The following is a 15,276-nucleotide window of genomic DNA, read 5'->3' on the forward strand; positions in this document are numbered from 1 at the left end:
AGGGCGCCGTCCGGGCAGTACGGCGGCCAGCGGTCAGCCGGCGGTCAGCCGGCGGTCAGCCGGCGGCGTGCCCGCGGGCCCAGTCCACCAGCCGGTCGGCGTCCCAGGTGTTGACCACCCGGTCGGCGGGCACGCCGCAGAGGGCGGCGCGCTCGCAGCCGAACCGCTGCCAGTCGAGCTGCCCGGGGGCGTGCGCGTCGGTGTTGACGGCGAAGTGGCAGCCCGCCTCCAGCGCCCGGCGGATGAGCCGCTTCGGCGGGTCCTGCCGCTCCGGCCGCGAGTTGATCTCGACGGCCACCCCGTGCTCGGCGCAGGCGGCGAAGACGGCGTCGGCGTCGAAGTCGCTCTCCGCCCGGGTACGGGGCCGGTGCGCCCGGTCGCCCGGTCCCTTGACCCCGGCGGGCCGGGACGCCACCATCCGCCCGGTGCAGTGGCCGAGGATGTCCAGGTGGGGGTTTGCGATCGCGGTCAGCATCCGCCGGGTCATCTTCGCCCGGTCGTCGTTCAGGCCGCTGTGCACCGAGCCGACCACCACGTCGAGGCGGGCCAGCAGCTCCTCGTCCTGGTCGAGCGACCCGTCGGCGAGGATGTCCACCTCGATGCCGGTCAGGATCCGGAAGCCCTCCGGCAGCGCGTCGTTGACCTTCGCCACGTGGTCGAGCTGCCGGCGCAGCCGGTCGGCGGTCAGCCCCCGGGCCACCTTCAGCCGGGGCGAGTGGTCGGTCAGCACCACGTACTCGTGGCCCAGCTCGACCGCCGCGAGCGCCATCTCCTCGATGGGTGAGCCGCCGTCGGACCAGTCGGAGTGGGTGTGGCAGTCACCGCGCAGCGCCGTACGCAACGCGGTGGCCGCCGCGTCCAGGTCCGTGCCCTCCGTGGCGAGCAGCCGGCGCAGGTAGACCGGCTCCTCACCGGCGAGCGACTCGGCCACGCAGCGGGCGGTGACGTCGCCGACCCCGGACAGCTCGGTGAGCTTGCCGGTGCGGGCCCGCTCGGCCAGTTCCCTCCCCGGCAGCGCGGCGAGGGCCGTGGCCGCCGACCGGAACGCCCGGACCCGGTAGGTCGCCTCGTTCGCCCGTTCCAGGAGGAAGGCGATCCGGCGCAGGTCGGCGATGGGGTCCCGGACGCTCATGCCATGGAAAATACGCCTCCGCGCCGCCGGTCGTCAGACGACCGACGGCGCGGAGGCCCACGGAATCAGGAGTGCGGCAGCTTCACCAGCGACCGGTCGCCGATGCCGAGGGTGGTCGGGTTGTTCCCGATCGCCGACCAGACCTCCACCCGTACGGTGCCGTTCGACAGGTTGCCGAGGGCGCCGGTGGCGGAGTGCAGGCCGCTCTGCTGGGTGTAGCGCTCGTACCCGGGAACCGGGTCGGTGGCGAAGTAGCGGTACGTCTCCACCCGCTCCCAGCTGCCGTTGCCCGTCAGGTCGTAGGAGACCCGCACCTGCACCCCGTTGCCGACCGCGTTGCCGGCGTCGAGGAACAGGTCGAAGGCGGTCTGCCCGCCGGCGTACGCCAGGTCCAGGCCCGTCGCGGTGAAGACCTGCGGGTTGGTCGGCGTGCCGTCGCGGTTCGCGCCGCCCGCGCCGGCCACCGTGGCGGTCGCCGGGCCGCCGGCCGCGGCCAGCCCGCCGCCCGGCAGCAGGTACCGGGTGGGGAAGTCCGCCGACGGCGGCGGGGTGGTGGGCGGCGGGGTCGTCGGCGGGGCCGTGGTGGGCGGCGGGGTCGTCGGCGGGGTGGTCGTGGGCGGCGGCGTGCCGGTGACCCCACCGGTCGCGGAGCCACCGCTCCAGGTGTACGCCCCGCTGGTGGCCGTCTTCCCGGCGGGCACGGCGAGCCGGGTGCCGTCGGAGAACGTGACCGTCAGCGGCGCGGCGGTGATGTTGCTCGCCACGTAGGTGCGGACGCCGTTGCGCTGGAACACCGACGCCAGCGGGTGGTTGGCGGTGATTCCGGTGTGCACCGTGCCGAGGGCGGCGAGGTTGCGGATCCAGTGGAAGGTGTGTGCCCGGCTCTCGCCCTCCTCGGGCGTGTACCCGGGGTTCGCGCGGAGCTTCGCCAGCGCCGCGTCCGGGTCGCCGAGCGCCAGGAACTGCCAGAGGATGTCCTGCCACACCGTCGGTTCCCCACCGTTGTTGCGCACCAGTTCCTGGTAGTTCGCGCGGTTGGACGCCGGGTGGTGACCGAGGTAGAGGTGCCCGCCGGTGACCGGGAGCATGTTGATGCCCTGGATCATCTCCGGCTCGGCGCTGAACCAGGTGGCGTACGCGCCGCCGTCACCCCAGACCATGCCGACCGTGGAGTGCCCGAACGCCGCCGGGTAGTTCTCGTTCGTCACGTCGAACCAGTACTCGTGGATCGCCGCGGCCTGGGTGGTGTGGATGAAGATGCCGGCGTCGCGTACGGCGGTGTTGCCGGTGGCCTGCCCCCACTGGATGAGGGCGTTGGCGAAGTTCATCCCCTCGGACGAGGACTCCTGGTTGTTGCCGGCGTTGAAGGAGCCGTGCCCGGCGGCCCAGTCGTGCCCGGCGTAGATGTCGAAGTCGCGCAGGTACGGGAAGCGGTTGTCCGTGCGGTCGTAGTTGTTCGCGTCCCGGATCAGCAGGTCGATCATGCCGCCGTACTGGTCCTGCCGGGCCCAGGTCGGGTCGAACTTGGCCAGGGTGGCGGCGGCGGCGATGTAGTAGCCGTAGTGGAAGTGGTGGTCGTTGAGTTCCTGGTCGGAGCCGTAGGAGGCCGGGTAGCCGATCAGGGTTCCCCAGTTGCGGTCGTAGTGGAAGACGCCCTCGGTCTCCCCGGGCGTGGCGGTGAGCCAGTCGTTGAGCGTGCTCCGGATGGCGTTCAGCGCGGAGGTCCGGGTCTCGGCGTCGCCGACCTGGTCGGCGATCTCGGCGATCCGGGCGGCCCGGCCCAGGCCCTTGCCCGTCCAGTAGGTGTCGCCGCCGCGCTGGTCCATCGGGTTGCCCCTGACCGCGGCCAGGTGGTTGCGCAGCGTCGTCAGGTCCGCCCCGGTGCCGGTGGCGACGGCGGGGACCTCCGGCAGCACCCCGTTGAACTTCATCGAGGTGCGGAACGCGTTGACGCCGGTGAGCACCTTCATCCGGCCGCGCGCCGACGGGTAGGTGAGCGCCAGCGGGGTGGAGCCGGTCAGCGACCGCCACTGGTGCGGGTAGAGGCTGACGACCGTCTGGTTCGCCGTGCCCTCCCGGGCGGTCGTGGTGAAGGCGTACGTGGTGTTGACGGTGCTGGTCGCCTGGTCGTACGCGTACGAGACCCGGGTGCCGGTCACGTGCGCGTGGGCGTACCGGCCGTAGGTGGTGGCCAGTTCGGCGCGGGACGCGGCGTCGGTGCTCGGCGTGGTGGGCAGCAGGGCGACCGAGAAGTAGCCCCTGCCGGCCAGGTTGGAGGTGATCCGTCCACCGTTGACGGACCAGGTGGCGCCGGTGGGCGCGTACGCGACGTAGTCGTGCCCCCGGACGGTGAAGCCGATCGTGGCGCCGCTGTTCGACCAGACCGTGGCGCTGCCGCCGGTGGCGTTGATCAGGGCGTCGCCGCCGCTGGTGCGGAAGTACGCGAACGGCAGGCCGTGGCCGATGGTGGCGCGCATGGTCCGGGCGCCGTCGTTCCAGTACGGGGTGACCGTCCAGTCGGTCCAGCCGTCGACCTTGACGACCGGGGCGCCGAGCCCGGCGATGCCGACCCGGATGTCCTCGGAGTACGTGTACTTGAACTCGCCGACGCCGGTCGCGGTGCCGCTGATCGTGGGCGTGGAGGTGGCCGAGAGGCCGAGGCCGTCGCCGGCCGGCTGGTAGGAGACCGGGTGCGCGTGCAGCGGCTCGCTGTAGGAGCAGTTGGTCCGCTTCCAGAGCAGCGACGACCACCAGTCGTTGGTGGGGATCGGCCCGGCGGGGGCGTCGGCGGTGGCGAACTGCCGGGGGTTGGTGGTCATGTCTCCGCAGCCGGTGGGCAGGGGGCCCACGCGGTCCGTGGTGTAGCTGCCGGCGCCGACGGTGGCGGCCTGGGCGGGAGTGGTGGTCACGACGGCGAGGCCGCCGAGGGCGAGGGCCAGGGCGGAGGTGGCCGCCACGGCCCACGTGCGGCGTGTCGCAGGAGGTGTCACAGTGCCTCCGGTCGGGGAGCGCCGGTCGGGGACGGGCGCGTTCTGCGGGCGAATTGTGTGGAAAGGGGCCTCAGAGAGCGCTCTCTTGCAGCGGGACGCTAGCCCAGCGTCGAGACTTCCGTCAATGTTTCCGACCGATGAAGCGCTGATGACGACAAACGGGAGCGGTCGTCAGGCGGCCGGCGGCGCCTTCGGGCAGCCGTGCCGGCGGTGCCAGGCGGCCACCTCGGCGGCCGGCTCCTTGTTGCCCTTGCGCCGCCACGAGTTCAGGTACGGCGCCGGCCAGACCACGCCCCGGCGGATCCACCAGCCGTCCCGGCCGGTGCACGGCGGGGAGATGCCGAAGTGCAGGTGGCAGACGTTGTTCGCGTTGCCGGTCCGGCCCACCTCGCCGAGCCGCTGCCCGGCGCGCACCCGCACCCCGGCGTCGATGCCGTCGGCGATGCGGCGCAGGTGCGAGCCGTAGTAGCGCACCCCGTCGTCGCCGAGCAGCGACACCGACAGCCCGCCGTTGTGCGGCCCCCGCGGACCGCGCTTGTCGAACCGGTCGACCCGGCTGACCTCCAGCAGCACGCCGTCGGTCACCGCCACGACCGGCTCGCCGCAGTCGGCGAAGATGTCCGTCCCCGGATAGGCCGAGTGGGTCGGGTGGTAGGCGACGTCCGCCGCGCGTACCGGGAAGACGTGCGGCAGCCCGGCGCGCGTCGGCGCGGTCGACGGGCCGGTCGGGGCGGCGGCCGTCCGGGTGCCGGCGCCGGTCGGGGTGGCGGCCGGCGGCGCGGGCTGCCCGGCCGTCGCCGGCAGGTTCGGGCGGGGTTCGCCCGGCGTCGTCCCGGGCCGCGTCGTCGCGCAGCCGGCGGCCAGCACCGGCACGAGCACCAGCAGGACCGGGTACGCCGGGCGCGCGCGGCGTCCGATCGTCGGCGAGGGCATCCGGTCATCCTGACAGAGTCGGTACGGTGGTGGAGGCGCACGGCAGAAGGGGAGGGGTCGATGACGACCGGACGGTACGCCTTCCCGCCCGAGCCGGACGCCGGTTTCCGGCCGGCGCCACGGGTCCCCTCGGGGCTCTTCCCCTCCGGGCCGCCGTCCCAGCCCACCTACCGCGAGCCGCACCCGGTCACCGGCGCGGGCGTCGCGTCCGGCGCCGCCGTGGCGACCGTCTGGCTGCTCCTGTTCGGCCTGCTCGGTCGTGGCGTGTCCGGGTACGCCTGGTGGACGCTGCTGGCCGGCGGGCTGGCCTGGCTGGTCGCGCTGCTGCTGGTCCGCGCGGGCGACCGGGGCGTGGCCACCGGGATCGCGATCGTCACCGCCGGCGGGTGGAGCATCGCCGCCGCCATCGTGACGGTGCGGTGGGCGTCGAGCGGGGACTGGCCGCTCTGGTGAGCCCGGTCCGGGCCCGTCCCGCCGGGCCGCGACCCGCCGCCCGGGACCCTTTCCGGCGGGCCCGTGGCTGCGCTGCGTCGCGGGCCGGCTGCGCAGCGAATCCCGCCTTGACGTGGCCGCCCGAACTCGGCACCCTCGGCGTTATGGCCTGGACCACTCCGCGGCTCGATCCCGAGCGCAGCCGCCGTCGCCAGCAGCTCCTCGCCGAGTTGGCGGGCGCCCGGGCGGTACGCCAGCGCGTACGACCGCAGCGGGTGCGCAGCGAGCGCCTGCGGGAGCTGATCGCCACCCGCCGCCGGGTCGCCGGCTGACGACAGGCAGACTTTCCCCCAGGATTGACCGGCCCTTCGGGGCGTTGACCGGTCGCCTGCCGACCCGACCGGCTAACGTGCACGCGTAACGGGTCGGCCTGCCGAGGCTCTTTTGGGGGAACCGTGTCGTACTTCGCTGCGGCCGTCGTACGTGACGACAGCGGTTGGACGGCCGCCGAGGTGAACCTGCGGGGCGTCACCGACATCGAGGACGTCGCCGACCGGCTGCGCGACGTCGACTCCGATGCCGACCTGTCGCTGCTCTTCGTCGAGGCGGACGACACGTACCTGGTGGTCATGCGCCTGGACGAGGGGGAGGACCTGCGAATCTTCGGCTCCGACTCGGCCTACGCCGAGGAGTCCCGGCTGGGCGCCCTGCTGGTCGGGGACCTGAAGACCTCGGTGACCGGGCTGGACGACACCGAGGATCCGCGCCCGTCCGGCCGCGGCGACGATGACACCGAGCAGCCCGCTGTCGACCCCGAGGCCGATCCGGTCGGCGAGGCCGACCTCCTGGCCGACCTGGGCATCTCCGCGCAGAAGCTGCTCAACCTCTGCGCGCAGGAGGGCATGATGCCGGCCGACGTCACCGCCGAGGTGTGCCAGGTGCTCGGCTGCGCCGACGAGGTCGAGGAACTGCGTGAGGTCTGAGCCGTCCGGGCCGGGCCGGGCCGGGGTGGGCGGCGCCGAGCCGGCCGACGCCACCGACCCGGCGCTGGGCACCGTACGCCCCGGGCAGCCGACCCCGGGCGCGGCGGGCCGGGTCGGGCCCGGCGCCCACGAGGGGTTGGCCGAGCCGGACGGCGCCGGCCGGCGGCAGCGGCACGAGCTGTGGATGCGCCGGGCGCTGGAAGTGGCCGTCACCGGCCCCGACAGCCCTGCCAGCGCGGGCCCCGACGCCGACGACATCCCGGTCGGCGCCGTGCTCTACGGGCCGGACGGCACCGAGTTGGCGATCGGGCGCAACGAGCGGGAACTGACCGGCGACCCGACCGCGCACGCCGAGGTGCTGGCGCTGCGCCGGGCCGCCGAACGGCTGGGCCGCTGGCGGCTCGACGGCTGCACCCTGGTCGTGACCCTGGAACCCTGCACGATGTGCGCGGGCGCGCTGGTGCTCGCCCGGGTATCCACCGTGGTCTTCGGCGCCTGGGAGCCCAAGACCGGGGCGGCCGGATCGCTGTGGGACGTGCTGCGCGACCGCCGGCTCAACCACCGGCCGGAGGTCTACGGCGGCGTCCTGGAGTCGGAGAGCGCCGCCATCCTGCGCGCCTTCTTCCGCTGACGCCCCTTCCGCCGGGCGTCCCGTCGCACACAGGCACCCCGCGCGACTTCTGCGCCCCCGCCGAGGACCTGACCGGCGTCGGCCCGGGACGCCGGTAGGGCCGGCCGACCCGGCAGGCGGTTTCCGGGGCGACGGTGGTCAGACGCGGCGCCGCCCGCCATCCGGGGATGACGGGCGGCGTGGAAGCCGGCGGGGGGTCAGGCGACGATCGTGTCCAGGGCGATCTCGACCATCTGACTGAAGGTCTGCTCACGCTCCTCGGAGGTGGTCTTCTCGCCGGTCTTGATGTGGTCGCTGACGGTCAGCAGGGTCAGGGCGCGGGCCTTGAACCGGGCCGCGATCGTGTAGAGCGCCGCCGACTCCATCTCCACCGCCAGCACGCCGTAGTCCGCGAGGCTGTCGTAGAGGTCCGGGCGGTCGGTGTAGAAGGCGTCCGCCGCCAGGATCGGCCCGACCCGCATCGCGATGCCGCGCCGCTCGGCCACCTCGACCGACGTACGCAGCAGCCCGAAGTCGGCCACCGGGGCGTAGTCGATCAGCCCGTCGAAGCGCATCCGGTTCATGTTCGAGTCGGTGGACGAGCCGATCGCCGCGATCACGTCGCGCAGCCGCAGGTCCTCGGCCAGGGCCCCGCAGGAGCCGACCCGGATCAGGCTCTTCACGCCGTACTCGTTGACCAGCTCGTGGGCGTAGATGGAGGCGGAGGGCATGCCCATGCCAGAGCCCTGGACGGAGACCTCGACGCCGTTCCAGCGGCCGGTGAAGCCCAGCATGCCCCGGACCGTCGAGTAGCACTGTGCGCCCTCGAGGTAGGTCTCCGCGATCCACTTGGCCCGCAGCGGGTCGCCCGGCATCAGGACCCGCTCGGCGATCTCTCCCGGCTTCGCGCCGATGTGCGTACTCATGGCAAGGATCCTGCCAGGCCGCCCCCGGGCATACCGGTTCGGCGTCCGAACCCGGGGTCATGTACCCTTCTCGGCGGTGGCGTGTCCGAGTGGCCTAAGGAGCACGCCTCGAAAGCGTGTGAGGGTTTACGCCCTCCGCGGGTTCAAATCCCGCCGCCACCGCTCGTGAACAGCGCAAACGCCCGGCAGATCCGCGAGGATCGGCCGGGCGTTCCGCTTGTGGGTCTGGTTGGCTCCGAGGGTCGGTTGCACTGTCTGGCGGGCGTTCCCACAGCAACCCGCCGACGCGCTGGACAGTGTCCCGGCGGACTTGCGCCGTCTGGACCGCTCTCTGTGCTTGATGCTGAGGTACCGGGCCCAGCAGGAAGTGGCGGCGGCACGGCAGGTCGGGTCAGGCGGGTTCCGGCGAAGAGCATTGCGTGAAGCCGATGTGCCGGTGTTCGACGACCGCTCCGGTGCACGTCCGCCGGGTGATGCGCGGGACGCCGAACCTGTCCTGTCGGCTATCGATCGTGACCTGTACGGCACCGTCGGCCCCGGCAACGTAGACGGTGTGGATCGGGTCGCCTTCCATCGTCGGCCGGGTCTCGGCGAGGCGGGCGGGCCGGCGTGCCCCCACCGCGTCGAGGAGGCAGGCGATCGCCGTGTCCGGCAGGCGTTCGGACTGGCGCAGCACGTGGCTGCCGCAGTCCACCTCGACCGCCCTCGTCGCCGCCGCGCTCGCACCCATGGCTGGCGGGGGCGGGTTCGTCCCGCGCTCGGCTGTGGGCGAGACGGCAGTGAACACCCCGGCGACGGCCAGGACGGTGGCCGCCGCCACGCCGCCGGCCACACGCCGCCGGCGCAGAGTCTCTCCGCGGGCACGCACCTGCGCTGGTGGTGCCAGCCTCAGGGCGGCGGTGTCGTGATCGAGGGCCGCGATGGCCTCACGGATGGGCGCTGACATCGGATTCCTTCCGTTCGTCGTCGGTACCGAGCACACAGGCGAGCGCCGTCCGCGCGCGGGCGAGGTAGACCTTGACTGTGCCGACGGGCATGCGGGTGGCCTCGGCGATCTCGGCGACCGGAAGGTCACAGAGGTAGTGCAGAACCACGACCCGCCGTTGCGCCTCCGGCAGTCGGTCTAGCGCCGTCATCACCGCGACCCGGTCCGGCGTCGGTCCGGCGGCCGTCACGGGCGGGCCGAGCCTGGCCAGCGCGGCCAGCCAGCGCCGGGCGCTGCGCCATCGGTTGGCCGCCAACCGCCACGCGACGGTCCGTACCCACGCCTCAGGGTCGTCGTAGCCCGACAGCCGCGACCACCGTATCCAGGCGCGGGCGTACGCCTCCTGCACGGCGTCCTGAGCTTCGCCGAGATCCCCGCAGACGGCATACACCTGATGCACGACGCGCGCTGAAGTCGCCGTGTAGAAGGCGTCGAAGTCGTCGGTCGTATCCATCCGCGCCGTCCCTCTCCGTGGCCGTCACCGGTATACACACCGCTGAGGGCGTGCGGGTTACAGTCGCCGACGGTTCGGTGGCGCGTACGCCTGTCCGGTTGGTCGAAGCAAATCCCTTGGCCCGACGCTGCGTCGCGAGCTGTGGCCGTGCGCCAAGCAGGTTTACCAGGGAGACGAGCCCGGCGCGGTCTCGGTTCCGGTCCCATTCGGGATCGTCCGCCGCTGTTCGGAGTCCCTACCGGGAACCTTCGACCAAGCGGACGCGCAGATGCGGATCGAGCTGCACGACCGATCGACCCCATGAACGGGATGGGGTGTACGCCTTCCGTGGAGCCCTCGACCCACCCAGCGTCGAGCCTCCCCGACCAGCGTCGATCATGCAGTTGTGGTGCCCCGTGAATGGGGCGTATAGGGGGTTACTTCCCACCACAAGTGCATGATCGACGCTGCGAGAGAGGGCGAGGGCGGGGGCGGGGGGCGGTCAGCGGCGGGTGAGTTCCGACTCCAGCCGCTTGATGAGCGTCTTGCGGGACTTGCCGTCGCGCTCGCGGCGTAGGGCGGACTTCAGTTGGCCCTTGTCGAGGTCGCGGACGAGCTTGGCCGCCTCGGCGACCGGCAGCTCCGACAGCCGCTCGGCCGCCGTGGCGTTACGGCGGGCTTGTTTGGCCGGTCCGGTGTTCGCCACGAACTGCTTGCCGGACTTCGATTCCTTCCGCTTCTTGGCGTCGGTCGCGCGCCGCTGCTCGGGAGAGAGCTCCTTCCATGCCTGTTCAGGCAGGTAACGGCTGGTCTCGTCGCCGTGCCGCGCCCGGGTGTCGCCCTCCTTGGTCTGCCAGTGCTCGCCGCCCCAGCGCTGTAGGGACTTCTGCCGCTCGTCCTTCGGGCCGACGAAGCCCCCGCCACGCCTCTTGTACTCCTGGGTGACCAGCTGCGACTTGCGTGCCGACCACTGTCCCGGCCGGCCGCCCTTGTCGGAGGCCTTGACCTCTTCCTTGATCTGCTCCCGGAGTTCGGGCTTCGTGTACCGCGCCATGCCCGGCGGTTACCCCACCTTACGGCCTCCATGCGTCGAGCCTGGGCAGGGTTCAGCAGGGGCTGTGGCCCTCGTGGAAGAGGCGCTGGGCCCAGTCGGCGTACCCGGCGATGATCTTCTTCACCGCCCGCCCGTCGTGCAGGAAGAGGTACGCCCGGTCGCCCTGCCGGGCGAGCAGCCCGTCGAGCCGGTACGTCCCCTGTGGAGCGTCCAGCTCGCGCACGGACGGGTAGCGGCTGCGGACCTCCTCGACCGGCATGCCGGCGGTGACTCCCTGCGGGGTGCGGGTCGCCTCGCCGAGCCAGAGCAGCACCAACCGGTCGTCGACGAAGATGGGGCTGGTCGTGTCGTACCCGGCGAGCGCCGGGCCGCAGGCGTCGACGTCGGAGCGCAGGATGCCCCGCCGGGTCAGCTCGTCCTCGGTGTCGCCGAACTCGACGTCGCGCAGGCCGTTGAGGTCGACCACCTCGACGGCCCCGACGGGCCGACCGCCCAAATCGGACGACGGCGGATGTGCGCCGCTGCCCGAAACCCAGGCAGCCGTCGTCAGCGCGGCGATAAAGCCAAATTGTCGCAATTTCATGGAATCCCCCAGTCCCCAACGGGACCGGGCCGTTCAGGTTGCTGCCCGCCCGCAGATTGCCGGTTTTCCCACTCCTCAGCCAGTTCGTCCCAGTAGTCGGCGCTGAGCCGCCGGCGCCCGTGCGCCAGCCAGCCGGCGGTGTTCCGCTCGACGTGCAGGCCCAGCTCGGCGAACGGGTCGATCCATGCGCCGGGTTCCGCCCCGAGCCGGGCGAGCGCCGCGTTGAGCGGCCACTGGGCTCGCGGCCCGTCGAAGAGTCGGTCGAACCCCGGCCCCCAGCTCACCTGGCCGCCGAGCCACACCACCGCCGACTGGTAGCCGGCGCCGCCGGCGAACTCCGCCTCCAGGTACGCGACCGGACCCGACCGCGACCACCGTGCGAGGGCGTCGGCCAGGGGTGCCGACAGCGACAGGTGGAACGGCTCCTCCGGCGACCGCTCCGCCACCGAGAAGTCGGGCAGCGTGCCGGTCAGCTCCTCGACGAGCTGCGGGGTGACCGGCAGCAGCGCGAAGTCCTGGCGCAGCTCGCCCAGGACCGCGTGGTCGAGGTCGGCGGTCTGCTCGCGCAGCAGCTCGGCGTCCGCGACGACCGCGCTGAGCTGGTAACCCATGGGAGTCCTCCGCCGTCCACAGCCTGTGGATGGAACATGTGTACGACGAAACCCGCCTCCGCCGCCCTCCGCACCGTACCGAATCGTCCCCTGCCGGCACCGCCCCGCGATTTCGCGCTGTCGGCCCGTTCCGGGGCGAACTGCGGCCTTACACCCGTGGTGTTCCACGCGTGCCCGCGCCGAGGCGACCTGCTCCGCCCGGCGGTCAGAGCAGCAGGTTGACCAGGGCGGCGAGCCCGACGACCACGATGATGGCGCGCAGCGCCACCGGCGGGAGCCGGCGTCCCCACCGGCCGCCGGCCAGGCCCCCCACCACCGAGCCCACCGCGATCAGTAGCGCCGGCTGCCAAGCCACGTTCCCCACCACGACGAACAGGACCGCCGCGACCCCGTTCACCAGGCCGGCGAGCACGTTCTTCACCCCGTTGACCCAGCGCAGGTCGGTGGAGAGCAGCACCCCGAGCAGCCCCAGCAGCAGCACTCCCTGGGCGGCGCCGAAGTAGCCGCCGTACACCCCGGTGCCGAAGACGCCGAGCAGCAGCAGCGGCCCCACCCGCCGTACCGCCTGACCGCCGGCCGACGACGCGCCCGCGTCGTCCGCGACCGGCCGCCGGCGGGCCAACGCCCGCGCCAGTCGCGGCTGCACCACCACGAGCACCAACGCCAGGATGATCAGCGCCGGCACGATGGCCCGGAACGCGCCGGGCGGCAGGAGCAGCAGCAGTACGCCGCCGGTGACCCCGCCGAGCGCGGCGGCGACGCCCAGGCGGGCCAGCAGGCCACCGTGCCCGGCCAGCTCCCGGCGATAGGCGTACGCCGCGGAGAACGACCCCGGTACCAGCCCGACGGTGTTCGACACGTTCGCCACCACCGGCGGGTAGCCGAGGGAGAGCAGGACCGGGAAGGTCACCAGCGTGCCCGAGCCCACCACCGCGTTGATGGCGCCCGCCGCGACCCCGGCGGCCAGCACGGCCAGCCCCTGGGCGACGTTCAGTGTTGCGTCCACTCGTGTCTGCGCTCTCCCCGGGCCGGTCGTCGCCCGCAGGTCGCCGCCGCCCGGTTGTCTCGCTGCCGGATGCGACTGTCAGCGTAGGACGGGAGTCGTGCCCGGTGATCGACGTGCGGCAGGGATCACGCCGTGACCGGTAGCTTCGTCGGCGGCGTTCACCTTCGCATCCGGCGCGGTCGCCAGGGCCCGGCGTGGCGGCGGCGCAGCCAGCGGGGCAGGCGGTGCCGGGGCACGAACATGCCGATGTCGTCCGCCGCGTCGTCGGCGTAGCCGCGCAGTTGGCAGCCGCCGAGCGGGGTACGGTCGCGCAGCGCGCCCCGGAGCAGGGCCAGCGACTCGACGTCGATGTCGCGGTGCAGGCGTCCGAAGTGACCCAGCGACTGCACCGCGTTCGCCCTGGTCTGCGCGTCCCGCGACCGGAGCCCGCGCCTGATCCGGGGAAGGACGACGGCGGGCGGGTGGAACTCGTCCAGCACCAGCCAGAGAAGCGCCGGCCCGGCCCCGGCCTCCGTACGCTCCAGGGCCGCGTCGGCCTTCTCCGGGCAGTCGCATTCGTCGAACTCCGGGATCGGTCGCCCGCTCGCTCACCCGGGATCTTCTACCCTTCTTCGGCGTTGCCGCTGTTGCGGCCGATGATCAGCGCGGCGACACAGTACAGCGCCATTCCGGCCGCCCCGCAGCCAACGATGATCCTCCAGCGGTCGGTCGAATCCCGACCCCACCTGGGAGAGAAGGACGCAGGACATCGCGACCAGTTGCGCCCAGAGCAGCCAGCGCGGATTCCTGCCCAAGCCGATCGCCCCTTCCGGCGTCACCCGTCGAGAGGCGCAACCGCCACCGACCGATCGTCGACGGGGCATCGACACATGTCGGCGGAGCGTAACCAGTGGGTCGCCGTGGCGCCCGGCAGGAACGGCGCGAGGGCCGCCCCCGATGGGGTCGGCCCTCGCGTTCGTGCTGCTCAGCGAGCGGAGGATACGAGATTCGAACTCGTGAGGGTGTTAACCCAACACGCTTTCCAAGCGTGCGCCCTAGGCCTCTAGGCGAATCCTCCGCAGACGAGGATACAGGTCCCCGGCGGGTGGGCCACCCCACCACCCCCTGAAGATCGATGCGGCGTCGGGTAGGGTTGGCGGTACCTCCCGTGCGGCGGTATCTCGTGAACCTCCCCAGGGCCGGAAGGCAGCAAGGATAAGCGGGCTCTGCCGGGTGCACGGGAGGCCTTTTTGTCTCCGGGTCCCGGTAACGTCCCTGCGGGTCAGGTCACGGGGTGGTGGGTGGTCACCCGCGCCCGACCGGCGCAGAATGGCTCGGTCGAGAGGAGGCGGGACGAGTGGCACTGGCGCTCTACCGCAAGTACCGGCCGCGTACCTTCGCCGAGGTCATCGGGCAGGAGCACGTCACCGAGCCGCTGTCGCAGGCGCTGCGCAGCGGGCGGCTCAACCATGCCTACCTCTTCTCCGGCCCACGCGGCTGCGGCAAGACCTCCAGCGCCCGGATCCTGGCCCGCTCGCTCAACTGCGAGCAGGGCCCCACCCCGGAGCCGTGCGGGCAGTGCGACTCGTGCCGCGAGCTGGCCACCGACGGCGGCTCGATCGACGTGCTGGAGATCGACGCGGCCAGCCACGGTGGCGTCGACGACGCCCGCGAGCTGCGCGAGAAGGCGATCTTCGCGCCGGCCAAGAGCCGCTTCAAGATCTACGTCATCGACGAGGCGCACATGGTCTCGTCGGCCGGCTTCAACGCCCTGCTCAAGCTGGTCGAGGAGCCGCCGGAGTACGTCAAGTTCATCTTCGCGACCACCGAGCCGGAGAAGGTCCTCGGCACGATCAAGTCGCGGACCCACCACTACCCGTTCCGGCTGATCCCGCCGAAGGTGCTCCGGCCCTACCTGGAGCAGCTCTGCGAGGCCGAGGGCGTCGCCGTCGAGCCGGCGGTCTTCCCGCTGGTGGTGCGCGCCGGCGGCGGCAGCGCCCGGGACAGCCTCTCCGTGCTCGACCAGCTCATCGCCGGGGCCGGGCCGGAGGGCGTCACCTACACCCGCGCCGCCGCCCTGCTCGGCGTGACCGACGCCGCCCTCATCGACGAGATGTGCGACGCGCTGGCGGCCGGGGACGGCGCGACGGCGTACGCGACCGTCGACCGGGTCGCCGAGGCCGGGCACGACGCGCGTCGGTTCGCCTCCGACCTGCTGGAGCGGCTGCGCGACCTGATCGTGCTCCAGCAGGTGCCGGACGCCGCCACCAAGGGCCTGATCGACGGCCCGGCCGACCAGATCGAGCGGATGGCCGCCCAGGCCCAGCGACTCGGCCCGGCCACGCTGTCCCGCTGCGCCGACATCGTGCACAACGGCCTGGTGGAGATGCGCGGCACCACCGCGCCCCGGCTGCTGCTGGAGCTGATCTGCGCCCGGATGTTGCTGCCCGGGGCCGACGACAGCACCGGCGGTCTGCTCCAGCGCCTCGAACGCATGGAGCGCCGGCTCACCCTCGCCGGCACCGACGCGCCGCCGGCCGCCGCCGGCCCCGCGCCGGTCGCGTCCCCTCCTCCCGTACGCCCCGAGCCCGTACCCGCCACGACCGGGGCCGACCCGGG

The 15,276-nt window shown here is 72.9% G+C and carries 16 protein-coding genes, 2 tRNA genes and 1 other RNA gene; 7 read left to right on the plus strand and 12 right to left on the minus strand.

From position 1 onward, the window contains the following. Positions 1-55: 55 nt before the first annotated feature. The 3 genes from ACFHW0_RS28965 to ACFHW0_RS28975 form a co-directional block, all read right to left on the minus strand. Positions 56-1,132 carry a PHP domain-containing protein gene (locus ACFHW0_RS28965; protein WP_416612719.1) on the minus strand — a complete coding sequence of 359 codons (1,077 nt, stop codon included), beginning with the start codon at positions 1,130-1,132 and terminating at the stop codon, positions 56-58. A 65-nt stretch (positions 1,133-1,197) separates the two neighbouring features. Further along, positions 1,198-4,089 carry a glycosyl hydrolase gene (locus ACFHW0_RS28970; protein WP_416612721.1) on the minus strand — a complete coding sequence of 964 codons (2,892 nt, stop codon included), beginning with the start codon at positions 4,087-4,089 and terminating at the stop codon, positions 1,198-1,200. Between the two features lie 204 nt (positions 4,090-4,293). Then, positions 4,294-5,055: a peptidoglycan DD-metalloendopeptidase family protein gene (locus ACFHW0_RS28975; RefSeq protein WP_416612723.1), complete on the minus strand. Its 762-nt coding sequence runs from the start codon at positions 5,053-5,055 to the stop codon at positions 4,294-4,296. Positions 5,056-5,115: 60 nt separating this feature from the next. Between ACFHW0_RS28975 and ACFHW0_RS28980 the strand changes: the two genes are divergently transcribed. The 4 genes from ACFHW0_RS28980 to ACFHW0_RS28995 all read left to right on the plus strand — a co-directional run bounded on the left by ACFHW0_RS28980 (position 5,116) and on the right by ACFHW0_RS28995 (position 7,101). After that, on the plus strand, positions 5,116-5,508 hold the full coding sequence (locus ACFHW0_RS28980) for a hypothetical protein (protein WP_416612725.1): 393 nt from the start codon (positions 5,116-5,118) through the stop codon (positions 5,506-5,508). A gap of 143 nt (positions 5,509-5,651) precedes the next feature. Beyond that, positions 5,652-5,819: a hypothetical protein gene (locus tag ACFHW0_RS28985; RefSeq protein ID WP_165947875.1), complete on the plus strand. Its 168-nt coding sequence runs from the start codon at positions 5,652-5,654 to the stop codon at positions 5,817-5,819. Positions 5,820-5,942: 123 nt separating this feature from the next. After that, the gene (locus ACFHW0_RS28990) at positions 5,943-6,470 is read left to right on the plus strand and encodes a tRNA adenosine deaminase-associated protein (protein WP_416612727.1); all 528 of its coding nucleotides are present in this window, start codon (positions 5,943-5,945) and stop codon (positions 6,468-6,470) included. Positions 6,471-6,654: 184 nt separating this feature from the next. Next, complete coding sequence (locus ACFHW0_RS28995; protein WP_416612746.1) at positions 6,655-7,101, plus strand: nucleoside deaminase; 447 nt, start codon at positions 6,655-6,657, stop codon at positions 7,099-7,101. A gap of 197 nt (positions 7,102-7,298) precedes the next feature. Here the strand turns inward: ACFHW0_RS28995 and deoD are convergent, their stop codons facing one another. Continuing rightward, positions 7,299-8,006, minus strand: a complete 708-nt coding sequence (deoD, locus tag ACFHW0_RS29000) for a purine-nucleoside phosphorylase (protein WP_416612729.1) — start codon at positions 8,004-8,006, stop codon at positions 7,299-7,301. A 75-nt stretch (positions 8,007-8,081) separates the two neighbouring features. On the opposite strand from deoD, the gene ACFHW0_RS29005 reads away from it, so the two are divergent. Then, positions 8,082-8,168 (plus strand) — tRNA-Ser (locus ACFHW0_RS29005). 229 nt (positions 8,169-8,397) lie between these two features. On the opposite strand, the gene ACFHW0_RS29010 is transcribed toward ACFHW0_RS29005, so the two are convergent. The 8 genes from ACFHW0_RS29010 to ACFHW0_RS29045 form a co-directional block, all read right to left on the minus strand. Beyond that, positions 8,398-8,952 carry a hypothetical protein gene (locus tag ACFHW0_RS29010; protein WP_416612731.1) on the minus strand — a complete coding sequence of 185 codons (555 nt, stop codon included), beginning with the start codon at positions 8,950-8,952 and terminating at the stop codon, positions 8,398-8,400. After that, positions 8,933-9,445, minus strand: coding sequence for a SigE family RNA polymerase sigma factor (locus tag ACFHW0_RS29015; protein ID WP_416612732.1), 513 nt, complete (start codon positions 9,443-9,445; stop codon positions 8,933-8,935). Before ACFHW0_RS29015 ends, ACFHW0_RS29010 begins: the two co-directional genes overlap by 20 nt. A 481-nt stretch (positions 9,446-9,926) precedes the next feature. Continuing rightward, positions 9,927-10,478 carry a DUF5872 domain-containing protein gene (locus ACFHW0_RS29020; protein ID WP_416612734.1) on the minus strand — a complete coding sequence of 184 codons (552 nt, stop codon included), beginning with the start codon at positions 10,476-10,478 and terminating at the stop codon, positions 9,927-9,929. Positions 10,479-10,530: 52 nt separating this feature from the next. Then, on the minus strand, positions 10,531-11,061 hold the full coding sequence (locus tag ACFHW0_RS29025; RefSeq protein ID WP_416612736.1) for a hypothetical protein: 531 nt from the start codon (positions 11,059-11,061) through the stop codon (positions 10,531-10,533). Beyond that, a complete protein-coding gene (locus ACFHW0_RS29030; RefSeq protein WP_416612738.1) occupies positions 11,058-11,672 on the minus strand; it encodes a hypothetical protein in 615 nt (204 codons plus the stop codon). Before ACFHW0_RS29030 ends, ACFHW0_RS29025 begins: the two co-directional genes overlap by 4 nt. 205 nt (positions 11,673-11,877) lie before the next feature. Continuing rightward, complete coding sequence (locus tag ACFHW0_RS29035) at positions 11,878-12,678, minus strand: sulfite exporter TauE/SafE family protein (protein WP_416612740.1); 801 nt, start codon at positions 12,676-12,678, stop codon at positions 11,878-11,880. Positions 12,679-12,836: 158 nt separating this feature from the next. Then, positions 12,837-13,157 (minus strand): hypothetical protein, encoded by a 321-nt coding sequence (locus tag ACFHW0_RS29040; protein WP_416612742.1) that lies wholly within the window; start codon positions 13,155-13,157, stop codon positions 12,837-12,839. A 493-nt stretch (positions 13,158-13,650) separates the two neighbouring features. Beyond that, positions 13,651-13,735, minus strand: a tRNA-Ser gene (locus ACFHW0_RS29045). A gap of 82 nt (positions 13,736-13,817) precedes the next feature. Between ACFHW0_RS29045 and ffs the strand changes: the two genes are divergently transcribed. Together ffs and ACFHW0_RS29055 are read left to right on the plus strand one after the other, a co-directional pair. Then, an RNA gene (gene ffs / locus ACFHW0_RS29050) (signal recognition particle sRNA small type) lies at positions 13,818-13,907 on the plus strand. Between the two features lie 107 nt (positions 13,908-14,014). Next, a partial coding sequence (locus ACFHW0_RS29055) for a DNA polymerase III subunit gamma and tau (RefSeq protein WP_416612744.1) occupies positions 14,015-15,276 on the plus strand: 1,262 nt, incomplete at its 3' end.

The sequence above is a fragment of the Micromonospora sp. LOL_025 genome (assembly GCF_048060285.1).
In the GTDB taxonomy this organism is placed as follows: domain Bacteria; phylum Actinomycetota; class Actinomycetes; order Mycobacteriales; family Micromonosporaceae; genus Micromonospora.